The organism is Dysgonomonas sp. BGC7 (assembly GCF_001261735.1).
In the GTDB taxonomy this organism is placed as follows: domain Bacteria; phylum Bacteroidota; class Bacteroidia; order Bacteroidales; family Dysgonomonadaceae; genus Dysgonomonas.
Genome location: NZ_CVRP01000007.1, coordinates 173,667 through 191,932 on the forward strand (window position 1 = coordinate 173,667; position 18,266 = coordinate 191,932).

Consider the following 18,266-nt stretch of genomic DNA (forward strand, 5'->3'; position numbering starts at 1 on the left):
TCTTTATTATTTGAAAATCAAGACTCCTATCCCTACAAGGAATATATTTACTATTGCCAAAGGAAACAACATTTTCCAGCCTAGTTTCATTAGTTGGTCGTAACGGAATCTCGGTATTGTCCAACGTACCCACATATAGAAGAAAATGAAGAATGTCGTTTTTGCCAGAAGGGATAATACACCCAGAATATTGGCTATGTTCACTCCCCAGTTTTCTGATACCCAGCTCATCCCCGGATAGAGATATCCTCCGAAGAATAATACTGAAATAAAAGCCGAAGAGAAGAACATGCTCGCATATTCAGAGAACATGAAAAATCCCATTTTCAACGATGAAAACTCAGTATGATGTCCGTTTACAAGTTCCGATTCACATTCAGCGAGGTCGAATGGTGTACGGTTACACTCAGCAAAGGAACAAATGAGAAAGATGAGGAAGGTAAGAGGCTGAACAAATACATTCCATACTGTACTCTGTTGTTCTGTGATTTCTCTGAGGCTTAATGTGCCTGTCATCATAATGAGTGCTATGATAGATAAGCCCATTGCTATTTCGTATGAAATCATTTGTGCGCCTGCACGTATACTACCTAGCAGAGAGTATTTGTTGTTGGAAGCCCATCCTCCGATAACTACACCATATACGCTTGTCGACAATACAGCAACAATATATAGTACAGCGACATTGACGTCCGCTATCTGAGGGATAAACTCATATCCTGCAATGATAAACTTTTCAGCCCAAGGAATCACAGATACACCAAGCAGCGATACGCTCATTGCTACGGCGGGTCCTACCACAAACAGTATTTTGTTCGGTGTATTGGGCATAAATTCCTCTTTTGCGAACAGTTTTGCGCCATCGCATATCGGTTGTAACAAACCCCAAGGACCAGCCCTGTTAGGACCATAACGGTCTTGTAAGAATCCTGCGACTTTGCGTTCTGCGTAAGTTGAATACAATGCAAATAGCATGGTAACTGCAAATACCAGAACTATGAGGATCAATTTTTCTAAGATAATAGCCAACTCCATTATTCTCTAGTTTTCTTTATTGCTTCTAACTCGTTTTCATCGTAAGGAGAGTTCTCCATACTTATTTTTTTTCTGTCTTGTTCGCGCCCTTCCAAAACCAAATCGTCAGTTTCTATTTTCACTTTATGTATTGGTTCTGTATAGTTGTTGACATTGATAACAGATGGTTTTTCAAATTTACGAGGCCCTTCTATTGTCCATTCCTCTGCATTTTTATGCTCGAAACGACATTCGTTGCAGATAAACTCCTCTACCTCGTGCCACTGATCTTTTCGTGCGGTAACACGTTGTACAGCATCGCCGAACATCCAGAGAGTCACTTTGCCCGAACATTTAGTACAATGACGGTGCGCATTGAAAGGTTTATTGAACCATACCCGCGATTTGAAGCGGAAAGTCTTGTCTGTCAGTGCTCCTACAGGACATACGTCGATGACATTTCCCGAAAAATCATTGTCTATTGCGCGTTCTATATATGTAGAAATCTGAGCATGATCGCCTCTTCCAACTACTCCATGCACTCGTTCGGGAGTTAGCTGGTCGGCCAGTTTTACACAACGATAACAAAGAATACAACGATTCATGTGTAGTTGTATATAAGGTCCTATGTTTTCGGGCTCAAAAGTTCTTTTCGGCTCAACATAACGAGATTTGAAATTTCCGTTGCCATATGCAAGATTTTGCAAGTCGCATTCTCCAGCCTGATCGCAAACCGGACAATCGAGAGGGTGATTTATAAGCAGAAACTCGGATACAGCTCTACGCGATTTTATAGCCCTTTCGGATGTTGCGCTTTTCACTTCCATACCCTCTTGTACGGCGGTGACACATGATGGTTGCAGCTTTGGCATCGGACGAGGATCTCTTTCGCTACCTTTAGTTACTTCTACCAAACAGCAACGACATTTGCCGCCGCAATCTTTTAGTTTGGAATAGTAACACATGGTAGGAGGAACACTATCGCCGCCCACTACACGGGCGGCTTGCAGGATTGTAGTTCCCGGTTCCACATCTACTATATGTCCGTCTATTGTAATTTTCATATATCTGTTATTTCAATAGGTGACGAACTGTTTCCATCGGTTCGTTCACAAAGTGATTTCTATCTTTTATTTTTTCAGGAAAACGTACATGGTACTCGAATTCTTCACGGAAATGCCTTATTGCTGCGGCTACAGGCCATGAAGCTGCATCTCCCAGCGGACATATAGTATTACCTTCAATCTGACTTTGAATACTCCAAAGCAGATCTATATCTTCTTCACGCCCTTCTCCTGTTTCTATACGCTTAAGTATTTTGTCCATCCATCCTGTTCCTTCGCGACAAGGGGAACATTGCCCACAACTTTCGTGATGAAAGAAACGTGAGAAATTCCATGTGTTGCGAACAATACAAGCACTATCGTTATACACAATAAATCCGCCGGAACCAAGTGATGATCCGGTAATAAACCCTCCATCTGCCAGCGATTCGTATGAAATAAGACGATCTTCACCGTTAGCCGTCTTAAATATATATTGAGTAGGCAGAATCGGTACAGAGCATCCTCCGGGTATAATTGCTTTCAACGGACGATCGTCTATCATGCCGCCACAGTATTCGTCGGAATGGAAAAATTCATCCATCGACAATCCCAGTTCAATCTCGTATACCCCCGGGTTTTTGACGTGTCCCGAAGCTGACATGAGTTTTGTTCCTGTCGATTTTCCCAATCCTATTTTTGCATATTCTTCACCACCGTTGTTTATGATCCACGATACGGTAGAGATAGATTCTACGTTGTTTACAACCGTTGGCTCATTCCACAATCCGCTTACGGCAGGGAACGGCGGTTTGATGCGAGGATTGCCTCGTTTCCCTTCTAAAGATTCTATCAAAGCAGTCTCTTCTCCGCAAATGTAAGCTCCTGCTCCACAATGGACATAAAGATCGAGGTCGTATCCAGTACCAAGTATGTTTTTTCCTAGCCACCCATTGGCATAGGCTTCTTTTATTGCTTTCTCAAGTATTTTGAATATCCACATATATTCTCCGCGAATGTAGATATATGACAGGTTAGCTTCCAAAGCATAACTGGATACGATTGCCCCTTCGATAAGAAGATGAGGTATGTGATGCATCAAGAAGCGGTCTTTGAATGTGCCGGGTTCCGATTCGTCAGCGTTGACTACCAGGTGGCGGGGTTTTCCTGATTTTTTGTCAATAAAACTCCATTTCATGCCCATAGGGAATCCTGCACCTCCACGTCCTCTCATGCCCGATAGTTTTACCTGCTCGGTAACTTCGTCAGGGATCATCGTCTTTAGTGCTTTCTCTACAGAAGCGTAACCGCCATTTTTGCGATAAACCTCATATTCCTGTATTCCGGGAATATCTATTTTCTCTAATAAAATTTTTCTACCCATCGCAAAAACTTAATATAGGCTTATTTTACCTTGTTTACAATCTTCTATCAGAGTATCTATCTTTTCCTTTGTGAGATTCTCGTGATAGTTATCTCCCAACTGGAGCATAGGCCCAAATCCGCAAGCTCCCAGACATTCTACTCCGACAACACTAAATAAACCGTCTTGAGTAATTTCACCCTGCTTTATGCCTAATTTCTGACAGGTATAATCCATCAGATCCTCTCCTCCGCGTAAGCCACAACAGGCAGTACGACAAAATTCGAGCATATATTTGGCCACAGGCTTTTGATTGAACATTGTATAGAATGTAACAACTTCATATACTTCGATAGAGGTGACCTCTAGTATCTCTGCAACTTTATCCATTAATTCTAGGCTCAGCCAGTTGTCATGTGCATCTTGTACAGCATGCAAAACAGGTAACATTGCAGATTTTTTCTTATCGGCAGGATAATGACTCAATAGTTCGTTTATACGAGCCATCAATTTCTCCGACATATTTATTATTTGTTTATACTCTCTATTTGTTTCCATCAAAAAAATTATGCGTCTAATTCTCCGGCAATAACATTAATACTAGATAGTGTGGCTACGGCATCTGAAAACATACCGCCTTTTATCATTTCTCCAAATCCCTGATAGTATACGAAACATGGTCTGCGAAAGTGTACACGAAATGGAGATCTTGAGCCATCTGTGATAAGATACATGCCTAATTCTCCGTTAGCGCCTTCTACTGCATGATAAACTTCTGCTATAGGGACAGGAACTTCTCCCATTACTATTTTGAAATGTTGGATAAGTGCTTCCATTTCTGTATATACTTCTTCTTTAGGAGGAAGATAGTAGTCGGGAACATCTGCGTGGTAAGTACCCTGTGGCATATTATCACGAGCCTGTTTCATTATTTTCAAACTTTCTTTTATTTCGGCAGCTCGTACACACCAGCGGTCGTATGTGTCGCCTGATTGTCCGACAGGAACTATAAAGTCGAAATCTTCATAAGAGCTATATGGCTGCGCGACACGTACATCATAGTCTATTCCTGTAGCACGAAGATTTGGCCCTGTAAAACCATAATTCATTGCTTTTTCGGCAGAAATAGCTCCTACGCCAACAAGCCTGTCCATGAAGATTCTGTTTCTGGCAAAAAGTCTTTCCAGTTGATCCCATGCTTTAGGAAAACCTTCGATGAATTCGTCTATTTTACGCCATGCGGTTTCAGAGAAGTCTCTTTCAAATCCACCAATGCGTCCCATATTTGTAGTCATACGTGCACCACATATTTCTTCGTATATTTCGTATGCTAGTTCACGGTATTTCATTACATAAAGAAACGGAGTATATGCTCCAAGATCGACACCTAGTATAGAGTTGCATATGAGGTGGTCGGTGATGCGTGCCATCTCCATTATTATCACTCTCATGTATTGTGCACGTTTGGGTACTTCTACTCCCAGTGATTTTTCTACAGTCATCCACCATGCCATATTATTGATTGGTGCAGAGCAATAGTTAAGACGATCGGTCAAAGTGGTTATTTGATAGAAAGTCCTGTGTTCCGCTATTTTTTCAAAAGCACGGTGTATATAGCCTATTGTGGTGTCGCAGTCGATGATGCGCTCTCCGTCCATAAGCAATATATTCTGAAATACGCCATGGGTAGAAGGGTGTGTAGGCCCAAAATTGAGGACAGACAACTCTCGTCCATCTTCGAAAGTTTGTTCTCTGACTATTTTCGCAAAGCGATGTTCTGAATTTGTTAGTTGATCTGCCATATCATTACTTTGCTTTATTTGTCCGACTCATAGTTATTTGGTGTTCTTCCGAAGAAGCGGTCGTCCTTATCAGTTCTACCGGCATCTTCTAAAGGATGGTCTTTACGCATCGGAAACGAAACCATTCCATCATCGTTTAATATCTTTTTCAGATTTGGATGTCCTTTGAATATAATACCATAGAAATCATAAGTTTCACGTTCCATCCAATTGGCAGCAGCAAATACTCCCACCACACTGTCTACCTCGGGCTTATCTCCGTTGAGAAATGTTTTTACTCTTACCCGTATATTGTCTACCCAATTGTGTAGTAAGTAAACTACAGTAAATTGTACGTTTTTTTCATTGTCAGGGTAGTGAACACCGCATAAATCTGTCAGAAAATTGAAACGTAATGTTTCATTCTCTTTCATAAAGCTTATTACCTCTTTTATTGCTTTAGGCGTGGCTTCGAATGTGAAAATGTCCCGTTCCATCCTGAAATTCAGAACTTGATCGCTGAATTTATCACTCAACTCTTTTTCTATGATAGTTGTTTCCAGAGCCATGCTTTATTCAAATTTATATGATTCGAGTAGTTCCTGATATTTTTCAGAACCTCTGCGGTGAATAGATTCATGTTTTACGAGTTCTTGTAGTTGCATAACACCATCGAGTATTTGTTCGGGGCGAGGTGGACATCCGGGTACATAAACATCGACAGGTATTACTTTGTCTATGCCTTGTAGTACAGAATAGGTGTCGAATATACCTCCCGAAGAAGCACATGCCCCAACTGCTATCACCCATTTAGGCTCAGCCATTTGTTCATATACATGACGTAGTATTGGTGCCATTTTCTTCGAGATAGTTCCCATAACAAGTAACATGTCAGCCTGACGAGGAGAGAAGCTGTTGCGCTCGGCTCCAAAGCGTCCCATGTCGTATGTGGATGCCATTGTAGCCATAAACTCAATGCCGCAGCATGATGTGGCGAAAGGTAATGGCCACAAGGAATTTGCGCGTGCCAGTCCTATTACATAGTCGAACTTAGTGGCAAAAAAACCATGTCCTGTGTAACCATCAGGAGCAGGGACAACGTTTATATTTGGTGATTTACTCATAATTTCAGAACTTCTTATTTTTCCCAATCCAGAGCTTTACGTTTAGCTTCGTAGAGAAATCCAACAACAATTACGCCGATGAATATGCCCATTTTACCAAATCCTTCCCAACTCAGTTCTTTGAAGTTTACAGCCCAAGGATACATGAATATGATTTCGATGTCGAAAAGGACAAATAATATTGCAACTAGAAAATATTTTACAGGAAAAGGAGAGCGGGCATTCCCGATAGGGTCTAGTCCACATTCAAAATTTGCCTCTTTTCGTGAACTTCTATGCTTAGGACCAATCATACCAGATACAAATATTGTGACAAATACAAATGCCACAGAAAAAACTATCTGCATCAATATGGGTAAAAAATCATAAAGATTTGAACTCATAATTTCTATTTTAACATACTTTGTTTTTACTGTAACAAAGATACTTTTTTTTATTCTCAAAAAGGAACAAAATGACTCATATATTTTATCGATAATGTTATAAAAAGTGTCTGTAGATCAAAAAATACGGCGTTTTGTTCAGTGTACTTAGCAATATGATATTAAAGTGTATTTCGACTATTTTTTATTTGATGTGTTATTTTCCTATTTATGGAATTTATATGTATTTTTTATCTATAAATTGTAAGGGAAATATATTATGTGTTAATTTTTTTATTTACACTGATTGATATGTGTTTGTTAACTAAATAAATGGAAATATTTTCAGTGAAATTTAGATTTTGTTTAAGAAGTTTATGTTAAATTATATATATTTGTGGAAATCTAAAATCCAACCTCTATGAAAAAGAATGCCTGTTGTGTTTTGTTATTATTTATTTTCTTTTGTTCTTTCTCTAATCTGTATTCGCAGTCGAAATATGGTAATGCGACAAAAGAAGAGCTAGAGATGACAGAATATTCTGCTGATACTACAGCTGCTGCCGTAATGCTTCTAAAAACCGGGGAAACTCGGTTCGTTTATGACGAAAGATCGGGCTTCCGGTTTGAGTTTACAATGCAAGTCAAAATTAAAATATTGAAAACTGAAGGCTTGTCGTGGTGTGATAATGATATTAGCTATTATGAAGCTAGTAGTAGAAATAAAGAAGAGATACGAGGCCTATCCGGTACTACCTACAATCTAGAGGATGGAAAGATTGTGAAAACAAAGCTTTCGAAAGACAATATCTTTGATGAGGATACGGATAATAAATGGAAAGTAAAAAAAATAACAATGCCAGCAGCTAAGGTTGGTTCTGTGATTGAATATAAGTATACTATCGTTTCCGATTTCTTTTATGACTTAAGATCGTTTTATTTTCAGTCTAGCATACCTATAGTTAATACTTCTTATGAGGTAACTATTCCTGAATATTTTAGGTATAATGTAGATTTTCAGGGGTATATCAGAATAGATACTAAGACTGAACCGGTGAATGAGACTATTTTTATGAGGCTTACTGACGAGAGTGGGCGTACTCAGTCGGTAAATCATAAATGTACGGCAGAACGCTATAAATTCACAGGAAATAATATTCCGGCGTTGAAGGATGAGTCTTATTTATGGACGGTAGGAGACTTTATCTCAAGAGTAGGATTTGAGCTTAAAACGATTCAGATGCCTTATCAGACAATTAAATCTTTTTCTACTACATGGGCTAATATAGATAAAGAGTTGTTTGATAGTTCTTCCTTTGGAGGAAACTTAAAGAAATCAGATTTGTTCAAAGAAGAAATTTCTAAGACCGATGTGAATCTGGAACGAGCTAAAGAAATTCAGGATATGGTGAAGTATAAAGTGAAATGGAATGATAGAACTTCATTTTACCCTACAAATCTGAAAGATGTATTAAAGAACAGTATAGGAAATAGTGCCGATGTAAACTTCCTTTTGATAAACGCTCTTAAGGCAGGTGGTTTTGATGCGTTCCCTGTTCTTTTAAGTACGAGAAGTAATGGGCGTATACCTTTTACTTATCCAAGTATTTCAGCTTTTAATTATGTAATAACAGGTATTCGTATAGATACTACTCTCTACTTTACTGATGCGGCCACCAAATATGGAGATTGGAACTTATTGCCTCCAAAATGCTTGGTTCCTCAGGCTCGCATCTTGGAAAATGATTATAGAGACTGGGTTGACCTCACTGGTTTTTCTGAAGGTTCCGAATTGCAGATAGCCCATTGTTCCTTTGTTGATTCTCAAAGAAAAGCGAAGACTCATGTTACGCTGAAGGGGATTGCCGCTTATAATGCGAGAGGTGTCTATTTTGGAGCTAAGGATAAGGATGCTTTTGTGGAGCAAATGAGCAAAGATCTTTCTGCTACAATTGATGACTTTAATATATCCAATCTTGATAATACAGGACAAGAGCTGAAAATGGAATATGTTCAAGGTGCAGATTTGGCATTGGGAGATGAATTCTTGTATGTGAATCCACTAATAGACAACTTTTATAAGACAAATCCATTTAAAGAAGAGAAGCGAGAATTTCCGGTTCAGTTCCCATATTTATATAATTATGCTCAGGTTGTTACCTTAGATATACCCGATGGGTATGTTATTGATGAGCTGCCTAAGTCAGAAAAGCTTGTAATGAATGATGATGATATTTCACTTCTTTACCGAATAGTAGCAACAGATAAGGCTATTAGATTGCAGTATCAGTACAAGTTGAAGAAAATACAGTTTTTGCCTAATGAATATGATCTTCTTAAAGACTTCTTTGCTAAATTGGTATTGAAAAACTCAGAGCAAATTGTTTTTAAGAAAAAGGTAGTAGAAGAACAACCTGTAAATAATGTGGTAAATGAATAAATACATTTTTATTTTTATCTGTGCTCTATTTACTTTGGCGGGTTATGCCCATGGAAATGTTGTAGTCATAGAAGATAGTCTTCGTAAAGATGCGGTAGCCATAATCCAAAATTTTGATGCGGTATTTATTCAGAGCGACCTGAATAATGCCACATACAAAGTAAAGGAAACGATAACTGTCCTTAATGAGCAGGGAAAAGGTTATGCTGACTTCCGTACGTATGGTGATAATTTTAGAGAATTGAAAGACTTTTCGGGGGTGATAAGGAATGTTTCGGGTGCAGTGATTAAAAAAATAGGAAAAAAGGACCTTACTGTGTCATCTATGTCTGAGCAAATGGCTACTGATAGTTATTCTATTGGATACGAATGTAAAGTTCCTACCTATCCTTATACAGTGGAATACACTTATGAACAGAAGTGGAAAAATGGAATTATTTCTTATCCGCCTTTTGCTCCGATTGCTAGATACGGAGAAGCTGTGGTTGAGGCTAATTACAGAATAGAACTTCCTACTAGTATGAAATTGAGATATACATCTAATGCTGATTTTAAAATAGAGGAGAAGCAAGAGTCAGGTAAACAGGTTTATATATTTTCTGCAAATAATATGAAGCCTATGATAAGCGAGCCATATTCTCCTCCTGGATATGTCTTATCTCCTCGTGTGCTTATCGCTCCTGCTAATTTCTGCTTCGACTCTCAATGTGGTGATATGTCGGACTGGAAAAACTATGGACTGTGGGTTTCCAAATTACTAAAAACACGTGATGTACTACCTCCTTTGATTGTATCTAAATTGCAAGATATGGTAAAGGATGTCAAGACCGATAGAGAGAAGGTTGAAATAATATATAAATATCTTCAGGATAATTCTCGCTATGTGAGCATTCAATTAGGTATAGGCGGCTTTCAGCCAATAGAGGCTTCATCTGTGTTAAAGACCAACTTTGGTGACTGTAAAGGATTGTCGAATGCAATGAAGGCGATGTTGAGTGCGGTGGGTATTTCTTCTAATTATTGTGAAATAAGTACGAGAGAGAGAGACTTATATAAAGACTTTACAAATGTAACCCAAACAGATCATGCTATATTATTAGTTCCGCTTAAGAACGATAGTATATGGCTGGAGTGTACTTCTCAGAGATTGCCTTTTGGATATATTCATAACAGGATAGCGGGTCACGATGCTTTAGTTGTTTCAGACGAAGGTGGTACGTTGTGTCGTTTGCCAGAGTATGCTGATAAGGATAATAAAACGATAACTAATCTTGTAATTAATGTAGGTGAGGACGGCTCGGCAAAGGGAAATCTTTCTTTCTCTGAATATCTTCATGCCTACAATTCTAATGTATGGTATATGACCTCAAAAGATAGAGATTATGTTTTGAAGTATATAAACGGTAATGTGAAATTCCCTAAAATTCAGTATAGCAATATAAATGTGGTAGAGCAAAAAACAGAGAGTCCTTCGTGTACTTTGACTTCCGATTTTGTGGCAGGAGAGTTTGCTAATAAAACAGGTACACGAATGTTTATACCTATATGTCCGTTGGATAAGAGCGTAAGCAATCCTTTTTCGTCTGCTACGCGTGTCTTTGATATCGACATTCCTCATGGTTATTCAGAATCAGATACGATAGTATTTAATATACCAGAGTTGTATACCTTAGAATCTATGCCTAAAAATGTATCATTGACAACACCTTTTGGTACTTTCGAAACAGAAGTTATGTCAGAAGGGAATAAGGTCATTTATATTCAACGAAAGGATATATTTACAGGCAGGTATGATAAGTCAGAATATGAGGCGATAAAAGACTTCTTTACAAAAATGATAAATGCTTCAAAGCAACGGCTTGTCTTGAAAAAGATTTAATTTTATATACAGATACACAAAGGTAACAAGAATAACACATCTTATATATGTTATTCTTGTTACCTTTTTTATTCAGTAATTATTTCTTTATATTTTTTTTAGCTTTAGTAATAAGCTGTTGGTGACAACGCTTACCGAACTTAGAGCCATAGCTGCTCCCGCAATCATTGGGTTTAGTAAAAACCCGTTAATAGGATATAATATACCTGCTGCAATAGGTACACCTATTATATTATATATAAATGCCCAAAACAGATTTTGTTTTATGGTTCTTACGGTGGCTTTCGAGAGTTTTATGGCTTGACAAAGCTTGTTGAGGTCTGATGATATTATTGTAATCTGAGCTACGTCCATCGCTATGTCACTGCCTTTACCCATTGCTATACTAACATCTGCTGTGGCAAGAGCACCACTGTCGTTTATGCCATCTCCTACCATAGCCACGACCTCTTTGTTTATTTGCAGTTCTTTTATGAATGTTGCTTTTTCAGCAGGTAGTACTCCTGCTTTTACATAGCTTTCGGGTATGCCTACTTGTTTTGCTATCAGGTTTGCCGAGCGTTTACTGTCTCCTGTGAGCATATATACTTTCAGTCCCCACGATTGTAATTTTCGTATAGCGTCGGCCGATGTTTCTTTTACTGTGTCGGTGATAGCTATTACAGATAAGAGTGATGTCTGACTTGCAAAAAGTACAACGCTGTTAGAGTTGTTTATTTCATTTTCTATATAATTAAGCTCAGTTTCCGATAGAGATATTCCTTGCTCCTCAAGGAGTTTTTTATTCCCTATATAATACTTCTCTGTTCCTGTATCTCCTACTATTCCTTTTCCGGTCAGGGATGTTACTCTTATTTGGGTAAGAAGAGTCGCTTGTTTTTCAAGGTAGTTCTTAATTGCATCAGCTAAGGGATGTTCCGAATATGCTTCTATAGTATATAATATATCTTTCAGATCTTTAGTTGGCTCAGCGATCCATTTCATACTTGTAACGTGAGGTCTGCCCTCTGTTATAGTTCCGGTTTTGTCCAAAACTATAGCCGTTACTTTCTGAGCTTTCTCTAAAGCTTCTGCTCCTTTTATCAGTATGCCATTTGTTGCACCCTTGCCTATGCCTACCATGATTGCAGTGGGAGTGGCAAGCCCAAGAGCACAAGGACATGCTATAACAAGTACTGTAACCATAGATAGTAAGCCTTGTGTGAATCCGTTATCTCCTGATAAGAAAAACCAAGAAAAGAATGTAATGAGAGCAATGATTCCGATAACAGGAATAAATATGCTGGATATCTTGTCAACTGTTTTCTGTATAGGGGCTTGGCTTCCCTGAGCCTCTTGTACCATTTTTATGATCTGTCCCAATAGCGTATCTTTTCCTACTTTTTCGGCAACGAAATGAAAGCTGCCTGTTTGGTTGATTGTTCCCGCGAATACCTTATTGCCTTCGGTTTTCTCTACAGCTAGAGGCTCACCGTTTATCATGCTTTCGTCTACGAAAGAGTTGCCTTTGACTATCTTTCCGTCCACAGCTATTTTTTCGCCTGGCTTCACTACTATTTCGTCACCTATTTGTATGCTTTTTATAGGTGTTTCTTCAAATTTGCCATTCTTGACAACAATAGCTGTGTTGGGTTGCAATCCTATAAGTTGTTTTATTGCCGAAGTAGTATTTTGTTTTGCTTTATCTTCCAAATATTTTCCGAGAAGAACAAATGCTATGACAACGCCTGCAACCTCAAAATATACGTGTGGTTCTAGTTCCTTATTGATCCAAAATGACGGATATATTGTGTTGAACACACTGAATAGATATGCCGTACCTGTACTTAGAGCAACAAGAGTGTCCATGTTGGTCGACCGATGTTTTATTTGCTTCCACGCCGAAACAAAAAACTGTCTTCCAAAAACAAATACGATTGGTGTTGATAGTGCCCACATGATATAATTGGCGTAAGGCATTGTGTGGAACAGCATTGCTATTATTACTAATGGAATGCTGAAAGCAATAGATGCTATGCAGTTCTTTTTTAGATCAGATAGATGTTTGTTTCTAATATCTTCCAGTTCTTGTTCATCGGTTTCTTCTATTATGAGATCATATCCGGAGTTTTGTACGGCCTCTTTCATCTTTTTGGGAGAAGATATGTTTGGTATGTATTCTACGTATGCGGTTGCATTAGCCAAATTAACAGAAGCTTTAGTTACTCCGGGCTGCTTGGCTAATGTAGACTGTACATGAGCAACACATGATGCGCATGACATACCTGTGACCGGAAACTCCGCTTTCACTGCTTTAGATTCTGCAAATACAAGATTAGTATTGGGTTTAACAGAGGTTGATTTGTTATTCGAGTTATTGTTGTTTAGGAGAGATTTATTATTTAAAGTTGCCATATCTTATTGTTTTGGATTTTAGTATAACAAAGATGGCATAGAAAATGATTATTCGTGTTACATTATTTATTGATAGTTTTATAAGATTTACACCTTGTCGAGAGGATTTCGTTTATTCGTTTTTATAGTTTTAAAGTAACTGGGAGTGAGTCCTGTTATTTTCTTAAACTGACTGCTTAAATGTGCTGTACTCGAATAATTAAGCCGAAAAGCAATCTCGTTTAACGTTAGTTCGTCATAAACCAGAAGTTCTTTTACTTTCTCTATTTTTTGTGCTATAAAATACTTTTCGATAGTGGATCCCTCAATTTCCGAAAACAGATTACTTATATAGTTGTAGTCGTGATGCAGTTTTTCGCTGAGGTAATCTGAAAGATTTATTTTTAGATCATTGTTGTTATAGTGTACCAACTCGATAATCAGAGTCTTTATTTGTTCTATCAGTCGGCTCTTCTTGTCATCAATAACTTCGAAACCTATTGGGGCTAAAGCTTTTTGTATCTGTGTTTTTTGAAGATCGCTTAGGGGGCTGCTTAAAATAACTTCTCCTAAGTCTACATTCAATACTGTGATACCCAGTTTTTCGAGCTCCGATTTGACTACCATTTTGCAGCGGTCGCAAACCATATTCTTTATATATAGCTTCTCTGTCTCCATTTCTATTTAATGTATAATTGCATATAAAGGTAAAAAATTATATCGTATATTTATTCTCGATAGACTTTTCTGTTTTACAAGGCTCCTATAGTTTTCAAGAAATGTCGTTAATTATTTATATTCTCAAAAAAACTTTATATCTTTGCAGCCGTTCTTTTTCTTATATATTGATATTTATATATAGACGTGGGAAAGTTTAGTTTATACAATATACCTTTAAGAAGTTTATCTGAAGGGAAGCATGAGTTCAAATATGATTTGGACAATAAGTATTTTGCACTTATTGATGATGGTACAGCTGATGTAAAAAAAGGTAGCGTGCAGGTTTTGGTGTCTTTAAAGAAAACATCTATGACCTTCGAGCTTAATTTTGAACTTAACGGTGCTGTTTCAGTTCCATGTGATAGATGTCTTGATGATATTTCTATGCCTGTAGAAACTAAAAGTAAGCTCATTGTGAAATTTGGAAAAGAATACTCAGAAGAAAGCGATGAAATAGTTATTATTCCGGAAGAAGATGGAGAAATAAATATAGCATGGTTTCTTTACGAATTTATTGTTTTGAGCCTGCCTACGAAGAAAGTACATCCGGCTGGGACTTGTAACAAGGCAATGTCTTCTAAGCTAAATAAGCACAGAGCAAGAAGTGCTGATGATGATACAGAGGAAGAAACAGATGATGTTGAATTAGAGGATGATTCTTCTTTTTCAGATCCAAGATGGGATGCTCTTAAAGATGTCTCTGTAGATGAAGATTAATATAATAGAAAATAGTTTTTCTAAATTAGATAAATAAAAATAACTAAATAAAGCAGAAAAAATGGCACATCCGAAACGAAAACAGTCAAAATCTAGAACCGCAAAGAGAAGAACTCATGATAAAGCTCTGACTCCTACGCTTGCAGTATGCTCTAATTGTGGAGCTTGGCATGTATTTCACACTGTTTGTCCTGAATGTGGATATTACAGAGGTAAATTGGCAATAGAAAAAGGTGCGGCGGTTTAATTCGATACCGAATCTTTAAGCCCTATCCAATAGGGCATTTTTTTTATTAATAGACACAAAAATCAAAGAGAATAATGATTCGAGCTGCAATAACCGGTATTGGTGCATATATTCCTGAAGATGTTTTGACTAATGCCGAAATGGCAACAATAGTTGACACAACAGACGAATGGATAATGTCGCGTGTTGGTATCAAAGAACGCCATGTATTAAAAGGTGAGAATAAGGGTACATCTACGATGGGTGCGGAAGCCGTTAAAATGGTCTTGAAAAAAACAAATACTAAACCGGAAGAAGTAGAGGTGATAATATTTGCTACTACTACTCCCGATTATATATTCCCTTCTACTGCTGCAATGACGGCTGAAGCATGTGGAATTAAAAATGCTTTAGGATTTGATATTCAAGCTGCTTGTTCAGGTTTTATTTATGCTTTGGAAATTGGCTCTAATTTTATAAAATCGGGCAAATATAAAAAAGTGATTATAGTAGCAGGAGACAAAATGACTTCTATTACAAACTATAAGGATCGTACTACTTGTCCTCTGTTTGGTGATGCTGCGGGTGCCGTTTTGCTTGAGCCTACTACAGAAGAGGTAGGTGTGATGGATTCTATTCTTCATATAGATGGTGTAGGTATTCCTCATTTGCATATGCATGGTGGTGGATCTGTCCATCCGGCTTCACACGAAACAGTCGATAAAGGTATGCACTATGTATATCAGGAAGGACAAGTTGTATTTAAACATGCTGTGTCTAAAATGGCAGATGTTTCTGTAGAGATTATGGAACGTAATCATCTGACAAAAGATACTGTTAATTGGCTTGTGCCTCATCAGGCAAATATTCGTATTATAGAGGCTGTCGGTAATCGTATGGGACTTCCTGCCGAAAAGGTAATGATAAATATCCAAAAATACGGAAATACGAGTGCCGGAACAATTCCTGTGTGTTTGTATGAGTGGGAATCTAAATTGAAAAAAGGAGATAACCTAATTCTTACAGCATTTGGAGGAGGATTTACATGGGGAGCACTATATTTAAAATGGGCTTATTGATTATATCATAATAAGAATTAAAAAAGGACAACCTATCTAAGGTTGTCTTTTTTTATTCCTCAAAAACTCTTATTTTCGGGAAGAATTTAATACATACTACAAATGAAAGCCGTTATTAATAAGTTTTGCTTTTTTTTACTGATCCCTATTTTGTTTTCTTGTGAAAGTGTTCAACCTCCAAAACCTTATGGGGTTTTACCTTCCAAACCTCAGATCGATTGGCAACAAATGGAGTATTATATGTTTGTCCATTTTGGTCCTAATACTTTTACAGATGTGGAATGGGGTGATGGGAAGGAAGATCCTAAAGTTTTTAATCCAACAAATGTTGATTGCAGACAATGGGCGGCTACAGCAAAGCAAGCGGGTATGACAGGTATTATCATAACAGCAAAACATCATGATGGTTTTTGCCTTTGGCCAAGTAAATTTAGTACACATACTGTGCGTGAAAGTCCTTGGAAGGATGGAAAAGGAGATTTATTGAAAGAACTGTCAGAGGCATGTAAAGAATATGGCTTAAAGTTTGGTGTATATCTGTCACCATGGGATCAGAATCATCCTGCATATGGAACGTCTGATTATAACCAGATTTTTGCTAATACTTTGAATGAGGTGCTTTCCGGATATGGCGATGTGTTTGAGCAATGGTTTGATGGAGCAAACGGAGAAGGGCATGGCGGAAAGAAACAGGTTTATGATTGGCCATTATTTCATAGTGTAGTGTATAAGAATCAGCCTAATGCTGTAATCTTTAGTGATGTGGGCCCGGGTTGTCGATGGATGGGTAATGAACGTGGTGTGGCAGGTAAAACAAATTGGTCTACACTCAATATTACTGGTTTTGGTCCTGGACATGATGCTCCTACTACCGAAGTGTTGAATATGGGAAATGAAGGAGGAGAGGCTTGGGTTCCTGCCGAAACAGATGTTTCTATTCGGCCGGGATGGTTTTATAGTCCTTCTACAGACGAGAAAGTAAAAACATTGGAACAGCTTATTGATATATATTATACTTCAGTCGGACGTAATTCAAATTTACTGTTAAATGTACCACCGGACAGGAGCGGACGTATTCACTATAACGATTCGGTTCGTTTAATGGATTTTCATAAAGCAATTAATGATATTTTTGCCGATAACCTTATATCCGGAGCTGAGATAAACGCAAGTAATGAGAGAGGAAGTCAATATCGTGCATCGAATATGCTCGATGAAAACTACGAGACTTATTGGGCAACACAGGATAATGATTTAACACCTTCCGTAGAGATAAATCTAAGCAGTAACAAAATGTTTAATCGGTTGATGCTACAAGAATACATACCACTGGGACAGCGTATCTCTTCTTTTAAGGTGAGTTATTGGAACGATAAGAATGGTGACTGGTCTGATCTGTTAGATGGAACAACTATTGGCTATAAACGTATTCTTCGCTTTCCTACCGTAGAGACAAGTAGACTGAAAATAGAGTTTAAAGGGTTAGCTTGTCCTGTAATAAGTAAGATAGGGCTTTATCTGGACAAAGTTTTATTATCCTCTCCAGTGATAGAAAGAGACAAATCAGGAATGGTGACTATAAATACAGATGATCTGCAAGTTGATATATACTATACAACAAACGGAGATGTTCCTTCCGAAGAGTCGATGAAATTCGAAGAGGATTTCTCTATGCCGAAGAAAGGTATTGTAAAAGCCATTGCTATTAGTAATGGACGAAAAAGTGGAGTTTCTACAAAAGAATATGACGTATCTCCAATCTTATGGTCGGTAATCTCTTCTGGAAAAGATGCTGCATTTTGTATAGATGGAAGTGAACATACTTTTGCAGAGATGGATAAGAGTGAACCTTTAGTTGTCGATTTAGGAGAGGTTCTATTATTGAAAGGTTTTTCCTATATTCCCGTTAATAATGTGGAAGCAGCTAATATAGTCAAATATAATTTCTATACAAGTCTTGATAGTAAGAATTGGACGAAGGTTAAGGATGGTGCCGACTTCAAGAATATAAAGAATAACCCTATAGTGCAGATGACATTATTTAATGATGTTACTAAATGTCGGTATTTAAAAATGCAGCCACTTGAATTGACAAAAGAAGTAGATAAATATATTGTTGCTGAGTTGGGCGTAATCACCAAGTGA

General features: G+C 37.8%; 16 protein-coding genes. 6 read left to right on the top strand and 10 right to left on the bottom strand.

What is annotated here, in order from left to right:
• Positions 1-6: 6 nt before the first annotated feature.
• From nuoH to BGC7_RS06040, 8 genes are read right to left on the bottom strand one after another with little or no spacing between them, the layout of a single operon-like run.
• On the bottom strand, positions 7-1,035 hold the full coding sequence (nuoH, locus tag BGC7_RS06005; RefSeq protein WP_050700660.1) for an NADH-quinone oxidoreductase subunit NuoH: 1,029 nt from the start codon (positions 1,033-1,035) through the stop codon (positions 7-9).
• Complete coding sequence (locus BGC7_RS06010) at positions 1,035-2,078, bottom strand: NADH-quinone oxidoreductase subunit G (RefSeq protein ID WP_050700661.1); 1,044 nt, start codon at positions 2,076-2,078, stop codon at positions 1,035-1,037. The genes nuoH and BGC7_RS06010 overlap by 1 nt, the downstream gene beginning before the upstream one ends.
• A 7-nt stretch (positions 2,079-2,085) precedes the next feature.
• Entirely contained in the window at positions 2,086-3,441 is a 1,356-nt protein-coding gene (gene nuoF, locus BGC7_RS06015) for an NADH-quinone oxidoreductase subunit NuoF (RefSeq protein WP_050700662.1), read from the bottom strand.
• 9 nt (positions 3,442-3,450) lie between these two features.
• The gene (nuoE, locus tag BGC7_RS06020) at positions 3,451-3,978 is read right to left on the bottom strand and encodes an NADH-quinone oxidoreductase subunit NuoE family protein (RefSeq protein WP_050700663.1); all 528 of its coding nucleotides are present in this window, start codon (positions 3,976-3,978) and stop codon (positions 3,451-3,453) included.
• An 8-nt stretch (positions 3,979-3,986) separates the two neighbouring features.
• Positions 3,987-5,222, bottom strand: coding sequence for an NADH dehydrogenase (quinone) subunit D (gene nuoD, locus BGC7_RS06025; RefSeq protein ID WP_050700664.1), 1,236 nt, complete (start codon positions 5,220-5,222; stop codon positions 3,987-3,989).
• 14 nt (positions 5,223-5,236) lie between these two features.
• Positions 5,237-5,770, bottom strand: coding sequence for an NADH-quinone oxidoreductase subunit C (locus BGC7_RS06030; RefSeq protein WP_050700665.1), 534 nt, complete (start codon positions 5,768-5,770; stop codon positions 5,237-5,239).
• 3 nt (positions 5,771-5,773) lie between these two features.
• The gene (locus BGC7_RS06035; RefSeq protein WP_050701059.1) at positions 5,774-6,325 is read right to left on the bottom strand and encodes an NADH-quinone oxidoreductase subunit B; all 552 of its coding nucleotides are present in this window, start codon (positions 6,323-6,325) and stop codon (positions 5,774-5,776) included.
• Positions 6,326-6,339: 14 nt separating this feature from the next.
• Positions 6,340-6,708 carry an NADH-quinone oxidoreductase subunit A gene (locus BGC7_RS06040; RefSeq protein WP_050701060.1) on the bottom strand — a complete coding sequence of 123 codons (369 nt, stop codon included), beginning with the start codon at positions 6,706-6,708 and terminating at the stop codon, positions 6,340-6,342.
• 400 nt (positions 6,709-7,108) lie between these two features.
• On the opposite strand from BGC7_RS06040, the gene BGC7_RS06045 reads away from it, so the two are divergent.
• Both BGC7_RS06045 and BGC7_RS06050 read left to right on the top strand, forming a co-directional pair.
• Positions 7,109-9,127 (top strand): DUF3857 domain-containing protein, encoded by a 2,019-nt coding sequence (locus BGC7_RS06045; RefSeq protein ID WP_050700666.1) that lies wholly within the window; start codon positions 7,109-7,111, stop codon positions 9,125-9,127.
• Positions 9,120-11,006 (top strand): DUF3857 domain-containing protein, encoded by a 1,887-nt coding sequence (locus BGC7_RS06050; protein ID WP_050700667.1) that lies wholly within the window; start codon positions 9,120-9,122, stop codon positions 11,004-11,006. The genes BGC7_RS06045 and BGC7_RS06050 overlap by 8 nt, the downstream gene beginning before the upstream one ends.
• A gap of 87 nt (positions 11,007-11,093) precedes the next feature.
• Here the strand turns inward: BGC7_RS06050 and BGC7_RS06055 are convergent, their stop codons facing one another.
• Together BGC7_RS06055 and BGC7_RS06060 are read right to left on the bottom strand one after the other, a co-directional pair.
• On the bottom strand, positions 11,094-13,400 hold the full coding sequence (locus tag BGC7_RS06055; protein ID WP_050700668.1) for a heavy metal translocating P-type ATPase: 2,307 nt from the start codon (positions 13,398-13,400) through the stop codon (positions 11,094-11,096).
• 87 nt (positions 13,401-13,487) lie between these two features.
• Positions 13,488-14,057 (bottom strand): AraC family transcriptional regulator, encoded by a 570-nt coding sequence (locus BGC7_RS06060; RefSeq protein WP_050700669.1) that lies wholly within the window; start codon positions 14,055-14,057, stop codon positions 13,488-13,490.
• A gap of 186 nt (positions 14,058-14,243) precedes the next feature.
• Between BGC7_RS06060 and BGC7_RS06065 the strand changes: the two genes are divergently transcribed.
• The 4 genes from BGC7_RS06065 to BGC7_RS06075 all read left to right on the top strand — a co-directional run bounded on the left by BGC7_RS06065 (position 14,244) and on the right by BGC7_RS06075 (position 18,266).
• Complete coding sequence (locus BGC7_RS06065; RefSeq protein ID WP_050700670.1) at positions 14,244-14,816, top strand: YceD family protein; 573 nt, start codon at positions 14,244-14,246, stop codon at positions 14,814-14,816.
• 61 nt (positions 14,817-14,877) lie between these two features.
• Positions 14,878-15,063, top strand: coding sequence for a 50S ribosomal protein L32 (gene rpmF, locus BGC7_RS17600; RefSeq protein ID WP_082206497.1), 186 nt, complete (start codon positions 14,878-14,880; stop codon positions 15,061-15,063).
• A gap of 74 nt (positions 15,064-15,137) precedes the next feature.
• Complete coding sequence (locus BGC7_RS06070; protein ID WP_050700671.1) at positions 15,138-16,121, top strand: beta-ketoacyl-ACP synthase III; 984 nt, start codon at positions 15,138-15,140, stop codon at positions 16,119-16,121.
• 102 nt (positions 16,122-16,223) lie between these two features.
• Positions 16,224-18,266, top strand: coding sequence for an alpha-L-fucosidase (locus BGC7_RS06075; RefSeq protein ID WP_082206500.1), 2,043 nt, complete (start codon positions 16,224-16,226; stop codon positions 18,264-18,266).

What these genes read in the sequence shown, in the direction of transcription:
- rpmF (WP_082206497.1), top strand. Translation starts at nt 14,878, where the DNA reads ATGGCACATCCGAAACGAAAACAGTCAAAATCTAGAACCGCAAAGAGA.
- BGC7_RS06035 (WP_050701059.1), bottom strand. Translation starts at nt 6,325, where the DNA reads ATGAGTAAATCACCAAATATAAACGTTGTCCCTGCTCCTGATGGTTAC.
- BGC7_RS06040 (WP_050701060.1), bottom strand. Translation starts at nt 6,708, where the DNA reads ATGAGTTCAAATCTTTATGATTTTTTACCCATATTGATGCAGATAGTT.
- BGC7_RS06070 (WP_050700671.1), top strand. Translation starts at nt 15,138, where the DNA reads ATGATTCGAGCTGCAATAACCGGTATTGGTGCATATATTCCTGAAGAT.
- BGC7_RS06060 (WP_050700669.1), bottom strand. Translation starts at nt 14,057, where the DNA reads ATGGAGACAGAGAAGCTATATATAAAGAATATGGTTTGCGACCGCTGC.
- nuoE (WP_050700663.1), bottom strand. Translation starts at nt 3,978, where the DNA reads ATGGAAACAAATAGAGAGTATAAACAAATAATAAATATGTCGGAGAAA.
- nuoF (WP_050700662.1), bottom strand. Translation starts at nt 3,441, where the DNA reads ATGGGTAGAAAAATTTTATTAGAGAAAATAGATATTCCCGGAATACAG.
- nuoD (WP_050700664.1), bottom strand. Translation starts at nt 5,222, where the DNA reads ATGGCAGATCAACTAACAAATTCAGAACATCGCTTTGCGAAAATAGTC.
- nuoH (WP_050700660.1), bottom strand. Translation starts at nt 1,035, where the DNA reads ATGGAGTTGGCTATTATCTTAGAAAAATTGATCCTCATAGTTCTGGTA.
- BGC7_RS06045 (WP_050700666.1), top strand. Translation starts at nt 7,109, where the DNA reads ATGAAAAAGAATGCCTGTTGTGTTTTGTTATTATTTATTTTCTTTTGT.
- BGC7_RS06050 (WP_050700667.1), top strand. Translation starts at nt 9,120, where the DNA reads ATGAATAAATACATTTTTATTTTTATCTGTGCTCTATTTACTTTGGCG.
- BGC7_RS06030 (WP_050700665.1), bottom strand. Translation starts at nt 5,770, where the DNA reads ATGGCTCTGGAAACAACTATCATAGAAAAAGAGTTGAGTGATAAATTC.
- BGC7_RS06055 (WP_050700668.1), bottom strand. Translation starts at nt 13,400, where the DNA reads ATGGCAACTTTAAATAATAAATCTCTCCTAAACAACAATAACTCGAAT.
- BGC7_RS06075 (WP_082206500.1), top strand. Translation starts at nt 16,224, where the DNA reads ATGAAAGCCGTTATTAATAAGTTTTGCTTTTTTTTACTGATCCCTATT.
- BGC7_RS06010 (WP_050700661.1), bottom strand. Translation starts at nt 2,078, where the DNA reads ATGAAAATTACAATAGACGGACATATAGTAGATGTGGAACCGGGAACT.